The sequence below is a fragment of the Chitinophaga sp. 01L420 genome, from assembly GCF_056399985.1.
Window position 1 is genome coordinate 52,363 of record NZ_JBFTSK010000040.1, and the last position, 21,097, is coordinate 73,459.

18 protein-coding genes and 1 tRNA gene are annotated in these 21,097 nt (G+C 41.8%); 8 read left to right on the forward strand and 11 right to left on the reverse strand.

Annotated features, from left to right (window positions below):
* The first annotated feature begins 23 nt into the window (after nt 1–23).
* The 5 genes from cobU (at nt 24) to AC1DP6_RS28215 (ending at nt 3,259) form a co-directional block, all read left to right on the forward strand.
* On the forward strand, nt 24–536 hold the full coding sequence (gene cobU, locus AC1DP6_RS28195) for a bifunctional adenosylcobinamide kinase/adenosylcobinamide-phosphate guanylyltransferase (protein ID WP_477057858.1): 513 nt from the start codon (nt 24–26) through the stop codon (nt 534–536).
* Nucleotides 537–549: 13 nt separating this feature from the next.
* A complete protein-coding gene (gene cobT / locus AC1DP6_RS28200) occupies nt 550–1,596 on the forward strand; it encodes a nicotinate-nucleotide--dimethylbenzimidazole phosphoribosyltransferase (protein ID WP_477057859.1) in 1,047 nt (348 codons plus the stop codon).
* Nucleotides 1,593–2,369: an adenosylcobinamide-GDP ribazoletransferase gene (locus tag AC1DP6_RS28205; RefSeq protein WP_477057860.1), complete on the forward strand. Its 777-nt coding sequence runs from the start codon at nt 1,593–1,595 to the stop codon at nt 2,367–2,369. The genes cobT and AC1DP6_RS28205 overlap by 4 nt, the downstream gene beginning before the upstream one ends.
* The gene (cobC, locus tag AC1DP6_RS28210) at nt 2,354–2,911 is read left to right on the forward strand and encodes an alpha-ribazole phosphatase (protein ID WP_477057861.1); all 558 of its coding nucleotides are present in this window, start codon (nt 2,354–2,356) and stop codon (nt 2,909–2,911) included. The genes AC1DP6_RS28205 and cobC overlap by 16 nt, the downstream gene beginning before the upstream one ends.
* Nucleotides 2,912–3,040: 129 nt before the next feature.
* Nucleotides 3,041–3,259: a Sec-independent protein translocase subunit TatA/TatB gene (locus tag AC1DP6_RS28215; protein WP_441576350.1), complete on the forward strand. Its 219-nt coding sequence runs from the start codon at nt 3,041–3,043 to the stop codon at nt 3,257–3,259.
* Between the two features lie 77 nt (nt 3,260–3,336).
* On the opposite strand, the gene AC1DP6_RS28220 is transcribed toward AC1DP6_RS28215, so the two are convergent.
* The 4 genes from AC1DP6_RS28220 to AC1DP6_RS28235 form a co-directional block, all read right to left on the reverse strand.
* Nucleotides 3,337–4,662: a DUF5690 family protein gene (locus AC1DP6_RS28220; RefSeq protein WP_477057862.1), complete on the reverse strand. Its 1,326-nt coding sequence runs from the start codon at nt 4,660–4,662 to the stop codon at nt 3,337–3,339.
* A gap of 198 nt (nt 4,663–4,860) precedes the next feature.
* Nucleotides 4,861–6,447 carry a SusD/RagB family nutrient-binding outer membrane lipoprotein gene (locus tag AC1DP6_RS28225; protein WP_477057863.1) on the reverse strand — a complete coding sequence of 529 codons (1,587 nt, stop codon included), beginning with the start codon at nt 6,445–6,447 and terminating at the stop codon, nt 4,861–4,863.
* 28 nt (nt 6,448–6,475) lie between these two features.
* Nucleotides 6,476–9,688: a SusC/RagA family TonB-linked outer membrane protein gene (locus AC1DP6_RS28230; protein WP_477057864.1), complete on the reverse strand. Its 3,213-nt coding sequence runs from the start codon at nt 9,686–9,688 to the stop codon at nt 6,476–6,478.
* Between the two features lie 103 nt (nt 9,689–9,791).
* Nucleotides 9,792–10,376 (reverse strand): helix-turn-helix domain-containing protein, encoded by a 585-nt coding sequence (locus AC1DP6_RS28235; protein ID WP_133807488.1) that lies wholly within the window; start codon nt 10,374–10,376, stop codon nt 9,792–9,794.
* A gap of 86 nt (nt 10,377–10,462) precedes the next feature.
* Between AC1DP6_RS28235 and AC1DP6_RS28240 the strand changes: the two genes are divergently transcribed.
* The 3 genes from AC1DP6_RS28240 (at nt 10,463) to AC1DP6_RS28250 (ending at nt 11,985) form a co-directional block, all read left to right on the forward strand.
* A complete protein-coding gene (locus AC1DP6_RS28240) occupies nt 10,463–11,029 on the forward strand; it encodes a MarC family protein (protein ID WP_331960556.1) in 567 nt (188 codons plus the stop codon).
* Between the two features lie 47 nt (nt 11,030–11,076).
* Nucleotides 11,077–11,148, forward strand: a tRNA-Arg gene (locus AC1DP6_RS28245).
* A gap of 246 nt (nt 11,149–11,394) precedes the next feature.
* A complete protein-coding gene (locus AC1DP6_RS28250) occupies nt 11,395–11,985 on the forward strand; it encodes a phage integrase SAM-like domain-containing protein (protein WP_477057865.1) in 591 nt (196 codons plus the stop codon).
* A gap of 68 nt (nt 11,986–12,053) precedes the next feature.
* Here AC1DP6_RS28250 and AC1DP6_RS28255 read toward each other — a convergent pair whose 3' ends face one another.
* The 7 genes from AC1DP6_RS28255 to AC1DP6_RS28285 all read right to left on the reverse strand — a co-directional run.
* Nucleotides 12,054–13,964 carry an ABC-F family ATP-binding cassette domain-containing protein gene (locus AC1DP6_RS28255; protein WP_477057866.1) on the reverse strand — a complete coding sequence of 637 codons (1,911 nt, stop codon included), beginning with the start codon at nt 13,962–13,964 and terminating at the stop codon, nt 12,054–12,056.
* A 244-nt stretch (nt 13,965–14,208) separates the two neighbouring features.
* Entirely contained in the window at nt 14,209–15,795 is a 1,587-nt protein-coding gene (locus tag AC1DP6_RS28260) for a hypothetical protein (RefSeq protein ID WP_477057867.1), read from the reverse strand.
* A gap of 192 nt (nt 15,796–15,987) precedes the next feature.
* The gene (fcl, locus tag AC1DP6_RS28265; RefSeq protein ID WP_477057868.1) at nt 15,988–16,914 is read right to left on the reverse strand and encodes a GDP-L-fucose synthase; all 927 of its coding nucleotides are present in this window, start codon (nt 16,912–16,914) and stop codon (nt 15,988–15,990) included.
* A gap of 2 nt (nt 16,915–16,916) precedes the next feature.
* Entirely contained in the window at nt 16,917–18,029 is a 1,113-nt protein-coding gene (gene gmd / locus AC1DP6_RS28270; RefSeq protein ID WP_477057869.1) for a GDP-mannose 4,6-dehydratase, read from the reverse strand.
* A gap of 55 nt (nt 18,030–18,084) precedes the next feature.
* Nucleotides 18,085–18,921: a glycosyltransferase family 2 protein gene (locus AC1DP6_RS28275; protein ID WP_477057870.1), complete on the reverse strand. Its 837-nt coding sequence runs from the start codon at nt 18,919–18,921 to the stop codon at nt 18,085–18,087.
* 175 nt (nt 18,922–19,096) lie between these two features.
* Nucleotides 19,097–20,410, reverse strand: coding sequence for a hypothetical protein (locus AC1DP6_RS28280; protein WP_477057871.1), 1,314 nt, complete (start codon nt 20,408–20,410; stop codon nt 19,097–19,099).
* Between the two features lie 29 nt (nt 20,411–20,439).
* Nucleotides 20,440–21,097, reverse strand: a 658-nt coding sequence (locus AC1DP6_RS28285) for a class I SAM-dependent methyltransferase (RefSeq protein ID WP_477057872.1), incomplete at its 5' end; no start/stop codon positions are given.

Genomic DNA, 21,097 nt, shown 5'->3' on the forward strand with positions numbered 1-21,097 from the left:
AAAAGCTAACTGCTAAAAGCTACATGCTGATTCTAATTACAGGTGGTGCGCGGTCTGGTAAAAGCAGGTATGCGCAGGAAATGGCGCTATCACTGAGTGCACACCCGGTGTATGTGGCGACTGCCAAAGTGTGGGATGATGATTTTGTACAACGGATACAGCGGCACAAAGCAGAGCGGGGCGCCATGTGGATCAACTATGAACAGGAATTGTATGTAAGCCGTTTACCACTGGATGGACATACCGTAGTGGTAGACTGTGTTACCTTATGGCTTACGAACTTCTTTGAACAACAGACGTATGATGTGAACAATACCCTGGAAGCTATAAAAGCAGAAATACACGCGCTGCAACAAAAGGCCGGTACTTTTATTGTAGTAACCAATGAGATAGGCATGGGCGTACATGCGGAAACTGCAGTCGGGCGACAGTTTACAGATTTGCAGGGTTGGGTAAACCAATACATTGCACGTATAGCCGACACCGTAGTACTGATGGTATCCGGTATACCCGTAGTCATAAAAAAGGAAGCGTAATAAATTCACCCGCATGATGAGCAATATCCGCATAACACCTGTGTCACAGGAATTGAGAGGAGCATTACAGGATAAAATAGATCAGAAAACCAAACCGCCCGGATCACTGGGAAAGCTGGAAGGCATAGCATTGCAGGCAGGTCTGGTACAGAATACGCTGACACCGATTATCAAAAAACCATCTATTATTGTATTTGCAGGCGACCACGGTATTGCCGCTGATGGACAGGTAAATCCTTTTCCACAGGCCGTTACTGCGCAGATGGTGAATAATTTTCTACAGGGCGGTGCAGCAATCAATGTTTTTTGCCGTCAGCATCAGCTACAGTTGACTGTAGTAGATGCCGGTGTAAACCATGTTTTTGCACCACATCCGCTGTTGAAAGACCGCAAGATGGGCATGGGTACGCAGAACTTTCTGCATATGCCTGCTATGTCGCTCGATCAGTGCAAACTGGCGATGCAGGCCGGTGCAGAAGAAGTAAAACTATTACATGAACAGGGTTGCAACATTGTAGGCTTCGGGGAAATGGGAATTGGTAACACCTCTGCAGCAGCATTGCTGATGAGCCATTTTACCAAAATACCGGTAGCCGAATGTGCGGGCGCAGGCACCGGCAGTAATGCGCAACAGCTGGCACAAAAGCGGGCTGTATTACAACAGGTGGTAGCCAAACATGCTTCACCTGCATCACCTGAACAGGCATTAGCCACCTTTGGTGGCTTTGAGATAGCCATGATTTGTGGCGCCATACAGCAAGCTGCTGCGCTGCAGATGCTGGTGGTGATAGATGGTTTCATTGTTACCGCAGCATTGCTGGTAGCAGCCAACATACAGCCTGCTGTAAAAGACTATTGTATTTTTGCGCATTGCTCAGAAGAAAAAGGGCATAAAGCAATGCTGCAGCACCTCGAAGTAACACCTTTATTACAAATGGATATGCGCCTGGGAGAAGGCACCGGCGCGGCACTGGCGATACCGCTGATACAAAGTGCCGTAGCATTTCTAACAGAAATGGCCAGCTTTAACAGTGCGCAGGTATCAAATCGTACCATATGAAGAAACAATGGCAGTTGTTGCTAACCGCTATCATGTTTTATACTCGTATACACGTTCCCGTTAGTATTCCATATACACCGGAAATGCTTAATAAAGCTACCCGTTTTCTCCCCCTGATAGGATGGATAACGGGTAGTTTCATGATTGCCTTATTGTACATCCTGGGCAACATTGCTCCGCCCATGATCAGCATTTTGCTGTCTATTATTATGGGCGTATGGGTTACCGGCGCCTTTCATGAAGATGGCTTTGCTGATATGTGTGATGGTTTTGGTGGCGGCTGGACAAAAGAAAAGATCCTGGATATCATGAAAGACAGCCGCATTGGCACTTATGGTATGCTGGGGCTTTTACTGATTATGACGCTGAAATTTTTAGCGCTGCGGGAGCTTTCATTGCCGCTGGTCATGATTACTATTATTACGGCGCAGCCACTGAGTCGCTTTATGGCCATCACCGTAGTGTACACGCACCGGTACGTACGCGAAAACGACGATAGTAAGGCAAAGCCTATTGCACAAGGCATCAGTTTATCTGATCTGGCGATAGCCGCTATATGGGGCTGGCTGCCTTTTATAGGCGCCATTATTTACCTGCATAACTATACCCTGCTGTTGACCATTCCGGCGCTGTTACTGGCCCGCTGGTACCTGGTACGGCTAATGCAGAAGTGGATAGGAGGTTATACGGGCGATTGCCTGGGAGCTGTGCAACAGGTATCCGAAACCGTTATTTATTTATGCTTTTGTATTCTCACATGGAAATATACCTGATCCGGCATACCACACCGGCAATAGAAAGTGGCGTTTGTTATGGAGCATCTGACGTGGATGTTGCCGCTGGCTTTGACATAGAAGCAGCCAGGGTAAAGCCCCTGCTGCCAGCCGGAACAATGGATGTATATACCAGCCCTTTGCAGCGTTGCGAAAAGCTGGCTGCTGCCTTGTTTGGCAGCAATTATATTAAAGATGACCGCCTGAAAGAAATGAATTTCGGCGACTGGGAAATGCTGCCCTGGGATAATATCAGCCGTACCGCGCTCCGTAAATGGGCCGACAACGTGGTTTTTGAGCACATTCCGGGTGGAGAAAGCTATGAAGAACTGTATACGCGCAGCATTCAATTACTTGAGGAAGTAATCGCCAAAGGAAATGATGCCGTATTGGTGACACATGGCGGAGTGATCCGGTGTATATTAGCGCATGTGACCGATACTGCACTGGTGGATGCTTTCGATATTCAAATCGATTATGGCCGGATTTCGCATTTACAAGTGGAAAATGAGGAGGTAAAAGTGATATTTTCTAATTTGTAACTAATTGCCAGTAAGTCAATTATGTTAAAATATTTAAATATCTTCCTAAAAAACAAAAAAACTGGTAAATCGTGCTAACTTTATGTTTGCATTCACCGTATATAAAAGAACACAATTAAATCTGATATAATGACAACATCTTTTCTGAATATCCCGCTTTTATTTTTGCAGGAAATAGGTATCAAAGAATTGCTGCTGATAGCATTAGTAGTATTGTTATTGTTTGGTGGTAAGAAGATACCTGAGCTGATGCGTGGTTTGGGTAGCGGCATACGTGAATTCAAAGATGCCAAAGATGAACCATCAAAGAAAGGAAGCAATGCTGATGCGACAGACGCAAAAAGCTAATTGAATTCCTCTTATAAAAACAAAAGGCAAATCGCTCATATAGCATGAACGATTTGCCTTTTTTAATGCGCCCGTGATCAGGCAGCCAGCTGCACATCTGTTGTTAGTGTTGCAGCATTTTTATTGTTCACTGATTCAAATCTTTTTTTAAAATACCAGGCTGCCACTATCATCATCACAATACCGGTAACGGATACACCGAGTACTGCATCCATAAAAAACTGGCTCCACGACAACGACATTCCACTGAAATTCTTAAATAACATCACACATACACTACCCAGGTAGCCGAACGAATCTGCCACATAAATAATGAAGCCTACGTTGCTCACGTATTTAAATACAGCAATCAATCGTTCGAAAAAAATACAGTTAAACGGAATATAGCCCATATATAAACCGAGACCCGTTAAAGTCATCCACCACACAGGATCTATGTGATGCTGCTTGTACAATAATGTACTGATAAAGGCTATCGCAAAACCCGTAATCACAATAAAATGATTCAGCATAAAGGCATGGAAATTATTCTTCACAAACACCAGCAATCCCATAATAACAATGATGGCAATAGAAATAGGGATTTCGGTTTGTGTAAAAATCCCCGCCCGCGCACCGTAGCCCAGGTCCTTCCAGATATCTGCAGCAAAATTATCCCGCATATCTCTCAATACAGTTAACAGTACATAACTGGCTATCAGCAGTACCAGACCAGGTAAGAACGCTTGCAGAAAATCTTTTCGCTCCTGCTTATTCATCGGCGCACGCCGGGTTCGCAATTGCTCGTCCTTTTCGCTTGGTGGCGGTATTTGTTCCAGTAATATCACAAAAATAATGATGGGCAGTGCAAATATCAGCCCCGTTACAAATGGCATCCAGTACTCTGTTACATGCCAGTCCACTACCGTCATTTTACCCACCGACTTTACAAATCCTGATGAAAAGATAAAACTGATAGATAATACTGCTCCCATAAACTCCGTACTGCGCCTGCCTTCCAGGTAACTAAATACCAGCCCCCATATCATTCCTAAAGGGAAGCCATTCAAGAAAAGAAAAGCAATATTATAAGGTGCCGGCACTATCGCAAAACAGAGCAATGCCAGCCAGGAAATGGCCATCAGCACCATAATACTCCGCGCCCGTTTATTCCCCTTCATTTCCGCAATAAAACGGATACCATAAAACTTACTGCAGGCATACCCGATAGTTTGCGTAATCACTAACCATATTTTATAATCTATCCCCAAAAAAGTTACGCCTTCGAAAATACCCGCTGTAAAGGGCTTACGAAAGGCGTACATGCAGGAATAGGTACCAAAAGCTACTAAGGCAGCATATAAGGAAAAAGTAAGGTGGTGCGCGTTCTGCAATCGTTTCTGCAACCAGGGAATATTCAGCATATCGTAACGAATGGTTTGGGACAAAGGTGAGGGTCCAATGTAAACACATTGTTAACAATAGCTGAACTTAATGTTAAGTTAAACTAAACTTCGTTTAGTTTAACAGCTATTACTTTTAGCTTTTAGTAAATGCAGCGTAGATCAACAATTGTTAATCTACGCTGCATTTACTAAAAGCTAAAAGCTAATGGCTAAAAGCTACTTCAGCAACCACATACTCGCATTGATATCATCTGTAGTCCCTTTAAACTGATTTTGTAGGGAAGCCGTCCAGTTAATAGTGTTAGCTGAGCGCTCTGCGTCAGGGTACTTAAAGCGTTTGGGGATAACACCACTGTTACCAGTACCGGCACCTACGCTGAAAGTAGGTACACCGGTTCTTCTCCAGTTGATATATGCCTCCCAGCCGGAATTTTCAAAGAAGGCCAGATATTTCTGCGTCAGGATCTGAGCAAGCCCCTGAGCATTATCGCCCTGGTACTTAACAGTTGCCTGTTTGTAATAGCTATTCTCAAAATCAAAAGGTATTTCATAACGTTTACCACCATACGTTTTTACGATAGATCCTGGTGCTTCTGCAGGAACACCATAGAAGCCCAACGAAGCCTTAATACCTTTTTTATACCAGGCCTCTGCATCACCATCTACCCATTTACGGTTGATGGCTTCTGCCATATTAAAACACAACTCCGGAAAACCAAGGATAACACCAGGTTCTGCGGCATAATTGCTATAGTAACGACTGCGGCTGCGAACGGAGTATACCGCTGTATCTACGTTAGACATATTGGCCGACATATCACTCTGGCTGATACCTGGTTCTGCACCTACATAAGCAGTAATATCTGCCGGTGTTTTGTGCGCCACTTTCAGTTGTGCGGTAGCTGGTTCAGCAGTGACATAGGCACGCGGGTCATTCAGCTTTACCAACGCATTGAGATAGGTAGCAGACATATTATAACGTGTAGCATCAAAGCCGAGATTATCCGGATTGGAGGGATACTTATTGATGTTATTATAGATAAACTGCAGGTTCTGGTCCATTGATTCTATCAACGGATATTTATTAGGATTGCTAACAATTGCTTTGAACTGTTGCGCTACTTTAAGATCAGCATCGGCAGTTTTCTGACTCAACGTAATGAGTACACGTAAATGGAACGTATTTACCGCACGTTGCCATTTAGCCATATCATTACCATAATAGAAATCTCCTTTCAGTAACTGTCCTTCTGCGGTAATGCTTTTATCCGGATTGGCGATTTGCTGCGCCAGTTGTGTATTTGCATCTTCCAGCCATTGCAGGATCTGCATAAACACGGCCTTTTGATCATCATACTTAGGGGTCAGTCCTAACTTGCCCTGTAAGGCATCTTTCATTGGTAAATCTCCTACCAGGTTAGTCATACGATAAAAGAACCAGGCACGGAAAAATTTGCCGAGTGCATTATATGGATTCACGGCTTGTCCACCGAGGCGGCTGGCTTCCCCTTCCATTTGTTGCACGTTCATCATGGAGTAATAGCTGTTAAAGTCGGCGCCGCCCCAATCGTAACGCTGATCACCATAGTAGTTGTAATTGCAGCAATCGAATTGGTTCCAGCGCATAATGCTGCTCCAGGGCTTATCTGCATTCATATCTGCCAATACCCCACCTAACACCAGGCTTGGCGGGACTTTAGAAGGTTTATTGGTATTGACTGCGTAATCCTCATACTTCTTGTTACAACTGCTGAGGACAGCACCTGTTAAAGCGATGATGGTAAATATTTTAAATGATTTCATACAAAGCGTGTTTAATAATTGAAACAGATCAGAAGCTAACATTCAGGTTAAAGCCATATCTTTTGGTAGTAGGTGTTTGCAGCGTAGAAGATCCCTGATCTGCACCCGGATACTGGTCGAGGTCCACATCTTTATTCTTCGCGAAATAGAGCAGGTTCCTGCCCACAAAAGATATACTGGCTGCTCTGATGAAAGAACCTTTCAGTAAGGTTTGTGGCAAAGCATACCCAATAGTTACTTCCCGGAGTTTGGCAAATGTTTTACTGATCACATTCGCTTCATTGGTTTTATAGTATACGCTGATATAATCCTGCAGGAATGCTTTGGTGTTATTGGGTGCGTATTGCAGCTTATCATAGTTGGTAACATTACCGTTATTGTCGTATTGGATAGCCACATTGTTACTTACCACTACTCCTTGTCCCTGATAAGATTTCACACCTTTGTAATCCTGGTAGCGGGCTTCTCCCATAGCACCTTCTGTGGTCAGGATATTACGTCCACCGCGGAAAGTTTGCTGCTGAATATAATCAATCATACTGCCCCCTACGCGGCCATCAAACTGGAAACTGAGACTGATACCTTTATAGCTGAAGTTGTTATTGATACCCCAAACCCAGTCAGCACTGGCATTACCAAGGAATTGCTGTGTAGGGTTTACAATCGGGCGGCCGTCGGAACCATTAATGATCTGACCATCGGCTGCTCTTACGAATTTAGTACCATAGATCTTATCTACCCTGTCTCCCACTCCTACATAAGCATTCAGTTTGGTTTCGTTACCATAAATGCTCACATACTTTTCCTGGAAGGTAGACCAGTTGGCCGTAACGTTCCAGTTCAGACCATTGGGGTTTCTTAGCGGGGAACCATTAAGGGATATTTCATATCCTGTTTTCCGTGTATTCACACCATTGATACGGTTTTTAGCAAACCCTGTGGTGCTGGATATAATCACATCATAGATCTGTGGACCATTCTTGCTGGTGAAGTAGGTAGCGTCAATGCCTATACGATTTTTGAGAAAACGTATATCCATACCCGTTTCAAATACCTTGGTAGCAAAAGGTTTCAGATCAGGGTTGGCAATAGTTTGTGAAAGTGTGGCACCTGCCTGATTCTGGTATACCGGTGTTACATTATAGAATGGCGTATTATAAATAGGACCATCATAAGAAGACTGGTATTCAGAGCCATATCCGAGCGGGTAAGTAGCCAATGGTGTAGCACCGATAGTAGCCTGGGTAAAGCCTCCCTTCACATTGGCATAAGAGCCCCTGAGCTTCAGGAAGGATATTGCAGCCGGTAAATTTACATAATCAGATACCACTGTGCTTAAAGCTACAGAAGGATAGGAATAAACATTATTCTGAATAGGCAGATTTGATGCTTTATCGATACGATCTGTCAGCGATATCGTGGCATATTTTCCCAGATCAATATCTACATAACCATAAGCACTCAACACCAGCATTGGCGCCTGGTAATTGGTAGCAAACAATGGATCACGTGTGTTACCAAATCCATACCATCCTGGTGCATTCAGGTAGTTGGTAGATACGTAGCTGGAGTTGTACTTATAGGAACGTGCATTACCGCCTACAGAAGCATGGATACCTATTTTACGAGGGAACATGTTGGTGTAGGATAACAATACGTCTGTGTTGTTTTCAAACATGGAACGCTTATCTTCCCTGTAGTCTCCTTTACCTTCTTCACGACCGTAAGGATGAGCAGAGAAAGGTACTTTCTCATTTCTCATCAGGTCGTAGCTGGTAATTTGCGTACGGGCCAGCAGCTCCAGCTTATCATTAAATTTGTAGTTCAGTTTTGCGTAACCGTTGATATCTGTTTTGTAGTGACCACGTAACCATTCATAGGTCATGAACCAGGGATTATGGTAGCGCTGGTACTCTGCGTAAATAGACTGAATACCTTCTTTACCAGGCTGCCAGTAGTTGCGCATGTCATCCATGCTCCAGTCGGCGCCGGCCCATATCAGGGTGTTATAAATAATACTGTTGGGTCCATAGGTTACATCCGGGAAATTATTGGAATACTGCCGGTTGTAGTTCATATAGGCATCCAGGCGCAGGCGGGAAGAAAAGTTGTAGCCTGCAGAGATATTGAAGTTGGTAATATTCAGGGAAGTGTTAGGAACAATTCCTTTCTGATAAGAATGCGACAGGGAGAAGCGCAGGTCAGCCTTTTCGGTATGTGATGATACTGCGATGTTGTTGGTGCTCAGCATACCTGTTTGCAGGAAGCGTTGCAGGTTATTTTTACCACGTGCAATCCAGGGAGTACCGGCACGTACTCCTGTAGTAGGATCTACGGGGCTATCGTACTGCGGTATCGGTTGGCCTTCAAATTTGGGTCCCCAAACATCATAGTCGCCATCATTGGTACCATTACCTTTACCGTCAACAAAGGCATATTTTCCATGGTCGCCGGGGCCATACTCATCCTGCACTTTGGGGATGGCATTAAACCCCTTTTCGAACATGGTGCTGGAGTTAAAATCAATAGACAGGCCGCGTTTATCTTTTGTTCCTTTTTTAGTGGTGATCATAATGGCACCGTTCAAACCACGGGAGCCATACAGTGCAGAAGCAGTTACGCCTTTCAGTACAGTGTAGCTTTCAATATCATCCGGAGCAATGTTCCAGGTATCAGAGTTGATAGGTACCCCATCCACTACATAGAGGCCTATATTATTACCACGTAATAATACTAGTGGGGCAGACAGCAGTTCGGCAGAAGCTCCTACAGTGAGTCCTGCTACTTTACCTACCAGGCCGTTGATGGGATTGGGTTCGCGGGCTTTGATCAGGTCCGCTCCCTTTACTTCCTGTACAGAATAACCTACACGCTTTACTTCTTTTCGTATACCCAGTGCTGTTACTACTACTTCATCCAGCGCTTTTTTATCTGGCTGAAGAGTGATGGTAACATCAGTAGCGCCTTTAAGCGGGTATAATTCGGGTAAGAAGCCAATAAAGGAAATTTGCAGCACATCGGTACTGGCAGCGGAGATAGCGAAACTACCGGTGGCATCAGTAACTGCGCCGCGGTTAGCTCCTTTTACTTTCACGGTAGCTCCTATAACGGGCTGGCGATCGTCACCTGAGATGACTTTTCCCGTAATAGCTTGTTGTGCATAAAGAGTGGTGGTGGTGAATAGCAGCAATATTAAGGCGCATAGCTGCCTTATGAGCGCCCGATGTAGATTTGATTGCATGTAAATGTAGGTTTGGTACTATTTTATTTACATGCGAAGTTTGCGCTCTAATGTGATCAGAATGTTAACATATACTAAATTTAATGTTAAGTATTTGTATAGTTTACTTTTCGCTGTCGAGGAAGAAGTAAACCACCAGGATGAGTGCATTTTCTGCACCTATATTGCTGGGTTTATGCCCCAGGCGACCGTCGAAGAACAGGGAGTCACCTTCTTCCAGCACATATTTCTCGTTGTCAATGAGGTATTCTACCGAGCCTTTGATGATGTATTTGTATTCATAGGCATCTGTTTTTACCGTCTGAGCTCGGGTAGCTCCTTTTTTTAGTTCCAGCAGAACGATGTCTACCGGGAAATTTTTCACATTTTTGGTGAGGACTCTTTTATATATAAATCCTTTAGCGGGTTCTTTTTCAAACTCCTGGTAGGCCGCCTTTTGCTTGATGATTACTTTGGCGCTCTGGGTTTGCTGATCAATTTCATTGAAGAATTCGTTCATATCCAACTGAAGAGCTTTGATAATATTGATCAACACCAGAAGTGAAGGGACAGTTCTGTTGTTTTCTATCTGGGATATCAGCCCCTTGCTCACCTGTGCCCGGTCTGCCAGTTCCTGGATAGTAATGCCTTTTCCCTTTCTTTTCTCCTTGATCTTATTACTGATCTGAATGATAATATCCTCCGTCATATAAGTAGTATTAAAACAAATATAAGCAGAAAGCCGCTAGCATAAAACGTTCTGCATTCTGCCTATATTTACACAAATTAGCATTCATGTTCAGTATCGACCAAATTCTGGCTATTACCTTTACTTTATTTGCGGTCATTGATATTGTAGGCTCCATACCAGTACTCGTTTCCCTGAAAGAAAAGCTCGGTCATATAGATGCAGGCAAAGCCACGCTGGCCTCAGGCTTCCTGATGATCCTGTTCCTGCTGGTAGGGGAACCTTTTCTGAAATTACTGAGTGTAGATGTACATTCCTTTGCTGTAGCGGGGTCTATTGTTATATTTGTTATTGGGCTTGAAATGATCCTGGGACTGGAATTTTTTAAAACTGACCAGGACGCCAAAGCCGGTAGCGTGGTACCTATTGCCTTTCCGCTGATAGCTGGTTCCGGTACCCTGACCACCATTATGTCGCTAAAAGCTAACTTCGGACAGTATAATATCCTGGCGGGAATCTGTTTAAACCTGGTAATTGTGTACATCGTTTTACGCTGCTTAAACTATATAGAACGCATGTTGGGCAAGGCTGGGTTGATGGTACTGCGTAAGTTTTTCGGTGTAATTCTGCTGGCCATTGCGGTTAAAATATTCAAGAGTAACATCAATCTTTAATGTGATTTGGGATTATACTTTAGAAAATGTAGTTTTGCGTACTTTCCGGCCTCGTAGTACAATGGATAGTATAAGAGTTTCCGAAGCTCCAGATTCAAGTTCGATTCTTGACGAGGCTACTAAAACGTTTATTCGCCCAATTTCAGCTTTACTGAAATTGGGCGTTTTTCATTACTGGACGTGTGTTTCAGGGGAAAGAGCGGTAAAGGGAGATAAAGAGAAATTAAGTAAAAAGTTACCCCAGACCTTACCCCACTTTACCCCAAACCTTACCCCAACATTTGCCACTATTGGCACTTTTGGAGATCATACAGTGGAAATCTATACCCCAAGAACTCAGTTTTGTTAACCTTAACCCTGTAATTATGGAAATCAGATTCTATTTAAAAAGGCCAAAGGCCAGCAGCAGTAGCGTATTTGCCTTGATTAACTATGAGGGGCAGATACTCAAATATTATCTTTCTGAAAAAATAAAGCCGGAGTACTGGAGTACGGTTACCCAGCGGGCAGTAAGGGCAAAGGATTTCCCCGAATACCCAGAGTTTAACGCCCGACTTGACTATTTGGACCATACTATTAAAAGCACCTACCGGAAATTCAGGAATGATAATAACCACCTTATCCCCTCTCCGGAAGAGCTAAAAGCATTGCTGGACATTGTGACCGGGAAAAAGGAATTTAAGCAGGTTACGTTCTTCTCCTACTATGAAGATTTTAATACTCGATCCGAAAAAGGGGAACGGATCAGCCCAAAGACCAAACAGAAAACATCCCCTAACACTAATAAAGGGTATGTTACTACCCTGAACCATTTAAAGGATTTTCAAAAGACATATGCCCGTAAAATTGACTTTGGGACCATTGATATACGCTTCCATGGGGATTACATGGGTTATTTGACATCTACCGTCAAGCTAGGTATAAATACTACCAATATTCACCACCTGCATACCTAAGCGATATACTCCATAAACGAAGAAGCAGGTCATTGCTGACCTGCTTCTTCGTTTATGGAAAGACTGATTTATTCGCTCATTTCACTCAACTCCAGCCAACGCATTCCCTTATCATCCAGTAATTGAAGGATCTCCCCTATTCTGTGAGTCATGGGCTCCATTTTATCAAAAGCCAGTTCTCCATTGGCTAAAGAGGCTTCAATAGTTTTCTTTTCTGTTTCCAGTTTTTCTATCTCTTTCTCCAGTAGTTCCAGCTCTCTTTTTTCCTTAAAAGACATTTTTTTGCCTTTATTCTCTGCCACAGGCGCCGCTACAGCTACCGGTTCGGGCACCACTTCTTTTTTGGGAGCGATGGTCTTTTTCTTATCTTCTTCCTTCTGCCATTCGCGGTACTGGGTATAGTTACCAGGGTAATCGCGGATTTCACCATCTCCCTCAAACACAAACAGGTGTTCTACCAGTTTATCCATGAAGTAACGGTCATGGCTTACAATAATTACACAACCCTGGAAGTCCTGTAAAAAGCTTTCCAGGATACTGAGCGTAGGTAAATCGAGGTCATTGGTAGGTTCATCCAATACCAGGAAGTTCGGATTGCGGAACAAGATGGAAAGCAGGTGCAATCTTCTTTTTTCACCACCACTCAACTTGGAAATATAAGTGTATTGTTTTTCCGGAGGAAAGAGGAATAGTTCCAGGAACTGGGCGGCACTCACTTTAGTCCCATCTGCCAGTGGAAAATTCTCTGCGATATTCTTCACAAACTCTATCAGGCGCATATCTTCCTTCACCTCCAGACCAGTTTGGGAATAGTTACCAAACACAATGGTTTCACCGATGTTGATCTTACCGGAGTCTGGCTGTTCAGTACCCAATAACATGTTCAGGAAGGTAGATTTACCTACCCCGTTCTTACCTACGATACCTACCCGTTCTCCTTTTTTGAAGGTATAATCCATGCCTTTCAGGATTTTCAGGTCGCCGAACGACTTGTATACCTTCTTCAGTTCAAGGATCTTTCCACCCAAACGAGTCATTTTAACATTCAGCTCCAGTTGTTGATCAGCTACCTTGGTACTGGCCTTTTCCTTTACTTCGTAAAAAGCATCCTGCCGGGATTTGGATTTTGTAGTACGGGCTTTCGGTTGCTTACGCATCCATTCCAGCTCTTTACGGTACAAGTTACGGGCTTTATCTACGCTGGATTTATCCATCTCCTCCCTTGCGGCCTTCTTTTCCAGGTAATTTTCATAATCTCCTTTGTAGATAAATAACTGCTCCTGATCTATCTCCATTACTTCATTACATACACTGTCGAGGAAATAACGATCATGCGTTACCAGTAGTAAGGTCACTTTTTCCTGGTCAAGATAATTTTCCAGCCACTCGATCATAGATACGTCCAGATGGTTGGTTGGCTCATCCATGATCAACAATACATGCTTATGTTCGAAGCCAATTTCGATCAATACCTTCGCCAGGGCAACTCTCTTTTGCTGTCCGCCAGACAAAGACCCTACTGGCTGATCGAGATTGTGTATATTAAGTTTTCCTAATATCTGTTTTACCTTGGTATCAAAGTGCCAGGCATTCAATTCATCCATCCTGCTGATGGCATCTGTTAATTTATCAAGGTCTGCAATGTCCAGTTCATGTCCTTCTTCTGTGAGCAGTTCATATTCTTTAATGGCATTCAGAACAGGGTTGTCATGATTGAAGATATTCTCAATCACTGTTTTAGACATATCAAAATCCGACTGTTGTTCCAGCATTACCACGGTTACATCCTTATGTATCCATACTTTACCACTGTCGGGCACATCCTTTCCTAATAAAATCCGCAGCAAGGTGGATTTACCGGTACCGTTTAGCGCTACCAGCGCTATTTTATCTCCTTCTTCTATATGAAAAGAAATGTCTTTGAATAATGGTTTGGTCCCAAAAGATTTGGTAAGCCCTTCTACTGTAACATAATGCATACCGCGAAGTTATAAATTATCGGCAACACTGTAAGGAAAGCGGGGATTATGTATTTGATATTATGTTTTTTTTCGTATATTCATTATAGGATAAGTGGAGTTTCCCATACCTCATAACTTTTTATAGAAATACAGCATTTCGGCCCTTTGTCCATTATTATCCTCCCCCTCTTTGCGTTAAAATAATAAAAAAGCCCTTGCGCTGATAAAGCGGAAGGGCTTGCATGCGTTTATACTATACTTATTAGAAATCGTAGTAGAATTGGCGGAAGGTGCTACGCAAACCAAAGCTGAAGATCAGGTCCGTGCTTTTGCTGATATCATTACTCACCTTTCTTGCAGCCAACGAAGCTTCCAACCGAAGATTATACTTGGGATTTACTACAAATGCAATAGTCCCCTGGGCATAAAGAAGATTGGTTTTAATTCCCTGCCCAATATAATTACCATACTCATTTGGATGTGTAGTATAAGGTTTGGAGATGTCATGTCCATAATTAGTTTTCTCATCCGGGTCATCCCCATACTTTGAAAACATTAACTCTCCTCGTCCATACCAACGTTTAATACGGTAAGTAGCAATACCTAAAACTTCCCAGAAGTTAGCTCCCAGAGGATGCGCCAGGGATTGATTATAGTGTTCATAATTGATTAGCGTGCTTCTATAGGAGTAGGTGTAAGGTCTAACAGCATTGTATTCACCCTGCAGATCAAGATTTTTCACATTAAACAAATCAAACGATCTGAAGCCTAATTGCCAGGATTGCTTATTTGCCCACCAGCCTTTGCCCTTAAATACTTCTTTTAGCTTAAATTCATCCAATACCAGCTGCCCGTAGATAGTAGTTTTGGGAAATAATTTGAATTTAGCATTCATGCCTACCAGTGCATTATCCGATGAACCTTCGGAGAATTCAGCAGAACGGAGGAAAATGATAGGATTCATATAACTCCAGTCAAAACCACGTTTACGACCGGAGGAATCTGCATCAGGCCAGATAACAGCATCGAAGAGGCCGATTGTCAGTTTCTTACTTACGTTCCAATCGAGGAAATGAAATACACCCCATTTTTTGTAGTACCCCAGGTCATCATAGGCAGTAGCAAAGCTTTTGCTGTGCTTGTCCATAAACTGGGCCCACATAGCAGTGTATTGAACATTTCCTAATGTTCCGGTCAATTTCAGATAGGGGTAACTAAATTGAATATCTGATAAAATCAGGGAGCGGTAGCCATCACCAATGAAATTTTGTCCATAGCCTGCTGTTATATTCAGATATTTACTGGGAGTATAGGACAACAAGGCGCTGGCATAATTATAATCAAAGGCTTTGCCATCGCTATAATCCTTAATCCCTCCTTGTCCGGGAACAATTTGGTTCTTACGGATATACTGGTCGAGATAACCTGGGAACTTGCCCTGGTTCTCAAAAAAGTAAGATTCAAAATAGAACTTGGTACCGATATTAGCCTGGATACTTGCTCCCCGTGTATTTAACCAGGTTGTTTTACTACCATCTCTGGATTTACCTATCTGAAAATCAGGCAAGAAATCGATAAAGACATTATAGTCCTTATTTCTGTATTCCAACAAATGCTCATTAAAGAGCTTCCGGTGAAACCAACTGCGCCTCGTTGTATCCGGACGGGTGTACATAGCGCTGGTATCTTCATGCAGAATTGGCTTAAATGCAGTGTGGTGATTGCTGGTGTCCATATATAGTTCCCGGATATCCTGGGGATTATAAGGAACAAGTACAGGTAACTTCTCTTGTGCATTTACTGCATTACATAGCAACAATATTGCTATCATCCAAACGAGATGCTTCATTATTTCTTTTTTGAGAGCTTGAAAATATACACGGAATCAGGTTTCACAAACATCCAAACAGGTTTATCCTAATGTTAAATATAACATGTTAGCTTGCCGGATGCAAAGATAATGTTTTCAATAAATCGTGGTGACAGCTTGGGATTAGTACTAAATTAGAAAATTCAGCCTTCTGTGAGGCTGAATTTATACTCAGAGTTTTTCTTTGACTTCTTTGTAGACACTTGTAATACCTTCTTCAAGGCCCAAGCTAGCTTTCCAGCCATAATTATTTAACTTGCTTACATCCATTAATTTCCTAGGGGTTCCATCAGGCTTACTGTTATCAAATACCAATTTGCCTTCAAAGCCCACAATTTTTTTTATCAACTGCGCCAGATCGCCAATGCTTATGTCATCACCGACACCAATATTTACGAGTCCTTTTTCATTATAGTTTTGCATCAAGTAAAAACATGCGTCCGCCATATCATCTGCATGCAGGAATTCACGTTTAGGCGTTCCAGTTCCCCATACAACAACTTCAGGCTGATTATTAACTTTTGCCTCATGCATTTTGCGCAACATAGCAGGCAGCACATGAGAATTATTTAAATCATAATTATCATTTGGCCCATACAGATTAGTGGGCATCACAGAAATAAAATTACTTCCATATTGTGCTCTGTAGGCATCACACATTTCTATACCCGCAATCTTTGCAATCGCATATGGTTCATTCGTTGGCTCCAAAGGTCCCGTAAGCAAATATTCTTCCTTCAGTGGCTGTGGTGCCAATTTTGGATAAATACAGGATGATCCCAGGAACATCAGCTTCTTTACATTATTCAGATGTGCATGATGAATAACATTATTCTGTATCATCAGGTTTTCGTAAATGAACTGCCCACGGTAGGTATTGTTGGCCATAATCCCCCCTACTTTGGCAGCAGCCAGAAAAACATAATCAGGCTTCGTTTCTTCAAAAAAAGCGGCCACGGCAGATTGATCACGCAAGTCTAGTTCTTGGGAAGTTCTTGCAATAATATTATGGAAGCCATCCTTCTGCAAACGTCTTACAATAGCAGAACCTACCATTCCTCTATGACCAGCAACGTATACTTTGTCCTTGATATTCATGCCTACTCAAACTGATTTAATACTTTATACCCTGCATCTTTAAGCAGCTTCTCCCGCTGAAAGAGCTCTAGATCTGCAGCTACCATTTCCTTTACAAGCGCAGGAAGGTCATATTTGGGTTTCCATCCTAACTGCGTATTAGCTTTTGTGGGATCACCTATCAGCAATTCAACTTCAGTAGGACGGAAATATCTGGGATCAATAGCTACAATTTCCTGGCCTATTGTTAAAGATGATATCGTTTTATGAATGCTTTTTACATATCCCTTTTCATCTACACCTTCCCCTCTAAATACTATTTCAATTCCTACCTCTGCAAATGCCATCGTAATAAAGTCTCTCACAGTTGTAGTAATTCCCGTAGCAATCACATAATCCTCCGGTTTGTTCTGTTGCAGTATAAGCCACATTGCTTCTACATAATCTTTTGCATGTCCCCAATCCCTTTTGGCATCAAGGTTTCCCATAAAGAGCTTATCCTGCATCCCTAAAGATAATTTAGCGACTGCACGTGTGATCTTTCTTGTTACAAAAGTTTCGCCCCGTAAAGGACTTTCATGATTAAATAGAATACCGTTGCAGGCAAACATATTATATGCCTCCCGATAGTTTACTGTTATCCAGTAAGCGTACATTTTTGCTACTGCATATGGAGAACGTGGATAGAAGGGTGTTTTCTCTGATTGAGGTACTTCCTGTACAAGACCGTATAACTCCGATGTAGAGGCTTGGTATACTCTTGTTTTCTGCGTTAAACCAAGTAGCCTGACTGCTTCAAGTATTCTTAAGGTCCCCACGCCATCAACATCAGCCGTATATTCAGGCGCTTCAAAACTTACCTGAACATGGCTCATCGCGCCCAGATTATATATCTCATCCGGCTGTACTTCCTGAATTATGCGAATCAGATTGGTACTATCTGCCAAATCACCATAATGCAATTTGAACCGCACATTCTTCTCATGTGGATCCTGGTATAAATGATCTATTCTATCTGTATTAAAGAGAGAACTCCTTCTTTTTATGCCATGTACTTCATAGCCTTTTTTTAACAGCAGCTGAGCCAGATAGGCGCCATCCTGACCGGTAATTCCTGTAATAAGGGCAATTTTCATTTATCTAAAAAATTAACTCATCGAAAAATTGATTGGTAAAATGACCAATAATAACTTATTGACCACTCTCAATACCTTCCACCTCCGTTAATATCCTTTTGTTCAATAACTTCTTCTCCCCGTCAAATAGCCAACCCCATTTATTAAAATATTTAATTGCCGAACTTATATGAATTCTGAATAGCTTCTCGCTTTTATAAGATGCCTTCTCATGCCCATGAATGATCGATACATCCGGATAAAAAATAGTTCTGGAAAACCGGTTTATTCTTCTTACAAGATCATAATCCTCTAAATACATAAAGTACCTGGTATCAAAAAATCCTACTTTCTTAAGCACACTAACCCTTATGAACATGAAACAGCCGGACAAACATGGTGTATCCAATACCCGTTTATAATCAAAATTATGAAGTTCATATTTTGCATTTCGGCTTTTTGTCCAGGGTGTAGCCGATAAAAACCGCCGTCCAAATAGGTCTAAAGGAGAAGGAAGCAATTTACATAACCGCTGTATTGAACCGTCTTCGTTTAACACTTTTGGCATTAGTGATCCAACATCGCTATGCTCTTCCATATAGGAATAGATGTTGGATAAGATATTTTGTTCAAAAACAATATCTGGATTTACCACCAGGTGATATTTAGAAATATCCAGTATTTTCTTTAATGCCAGATTATGTCCTGATCCATATCCTACATTTCTTCCAACAAATATATAGGTGAATTTATCCCCAAACTTTCTTACTTCTTCGGGAGAATAGGGCACGGAAGAGTTATCCACCATGTATATCCAATAGTTAAGCTGACTTCCATAAAACCTGTCAACCAACGTTTTTAGCTCATCAAAACTTTGGTTATACCTTACAATCGAAACTGACAAATCAAACATATAGGCCGATACCGCTATTTTTTTGATTATAAATGACTTACGGCAGATTTTTTAGAAAATCCTAAAACAATCGCAGTTAGAAAACGCAAAAATAAGGAATTACTTTTGGGTTACACTAAAATCCCATTATGATAGCTTATCATATGAGAAATTATGCATGATAATCAATAACATATTATTTTATCTCCAATATAATCATTTCGCCACCTGGAATTTTATCTACTGAAAAGCTGGTAGCGTTATTCACGCTGTTAACCGAAAGTTTAGTTTTATTAACGTTTCCCTTGTAGTTGCTTGATCCGGGAAAAGCATTTACCTCTTTGTCACCAGGAACAGAAATGGCGATATCTGCGGCATCATCGCTGGATTTATTTATCAACATTAAATAGTAGCTATTGTTGGAGGGGCTTTTGAACACTCCACTCAGGATATTTGGATTGCCTATTTTTTTCACATATTTATTCCCATTACGCAACAGATACTTAGCAGGTATTTGCTCATTTGTGGGTTGAGATGACACATGATAGGTTCCAACATATGTGTTATTCATTATTATTGGTCCGGCTGCATTTGCGAGATATAAATTAATAAACTTGATCAGATAGTATTTTTTAGTAACATTCCCATAAGGATTAATAATCGCATCATGATATTGCAAGCCATAGCGTTCAGGAATACTTTCATAGGTGTAATATAGTGCACCTTTGGCGCCATATGCAAGTGGGCAATAAGCCATAAATTTCATCTGGTAATCTGTAATATCAGGTGCTGACTTTTTAGTAGTAGACTGGATATAATACCAAATCGGCTTGTTATCAGCTTTCTCACGGATAATTCCCAAATTGTAGAAATAGGATTTTAAAGCAGCATCAGAAATAAACGGATAATGATCGTATGCCACTACGCTGGGTTTGTTTAAGCTACTATTATCATCTAAGTAACTATCCAAATAATCTTCATATTCCGCTTTTGTTTTAAAGGCATAATTTGGCAACAAATAGGTGTAGGCCAACTTATCAGGGTCATTTTTCTTGAAGTATCCTGCCCAATTTTTAACTTGTGTCGCCTTAGCCTTAGGATGCTCCCCACTAAGATAATACCCCCCGACTGCATTTCTACTCTCAGCATCCATCGATTTAAAATGGGAAATAATATTCTGTGCCTGGGATTCAGTAAAGTTATTACCTGCTACATTCAGTTTGCTGTCAATAACAAGCACATGCATTTTATACTTCGCAGCCAAGGCCAATGTTCTGTCCATCATGCTGTAATCCATTGAGCCATTATAATATTGTGGCCCGGATAGCAAATTAATACTTGCTAATTTGGCTAAGGTAAAGGAAGCCGAATCTTTCTGTGGATTATTGTCTGGAGATAAGCGAGGGTCTGCAAAACTACCAATTACAAATTTTGTCAGGTACCATTGTGAGTAGACAGGACTGCTGATCACAAAAAAAATGACCATTAAACTCAAAAATTTCTGTCTCATAAAATATGATTTAAGACTAAGGACACCATTTATCGGGCCAAAACGATCAGTGAATAGCCACCGAAAATTCTGACAGCCAAATCCTCGCTAAACAAAGACAAAAATTTTCTTGGAATGTTTAAAAGTCGACCTTTAAAACTTTTAGGAACTGCAAAAGGCGCATTGGTATAAGAAAAATCAACAATATCATATCCCGCTTCTCTAAGTGATGCCAGCGCAGTTTCTTTGGAAAAATAATGCAGATGACCAACCGTTTCCCGGGCACGTACCAGCGGGCGCATTCTTAAAACTGTTTGTACTGAGATCTCTAATGGTATATGAAAAACTTTATATGTTGCTTTTTCTCTACATTTTCTAAGAAAAGTGAAATAGTCTTCTATATGTTCAAATACATCAATCACCAGAAGCACATCAAAAAATTCAGTGTTTTCACTTCTTAATAGATCCGCTAAAACAAAATGAAGTCGTTCCTTTTCCCTTGATAAAGCGATCCCATGTGCATCCGGAGAAATTTCATATCCGGTAAACCTCACGTTCTGAAGATTTTTATGCATCGTATTTAAGATCTCTCCTGCACCAGCACCAATTTCACATACGTCTTTAGGATTAACATTATTTCTTCTTAGTATTTCAAGGATTTGTCCAGCTTTCCAGGGGGAATCTTCGGTATGCCATGTGGGGTTATGT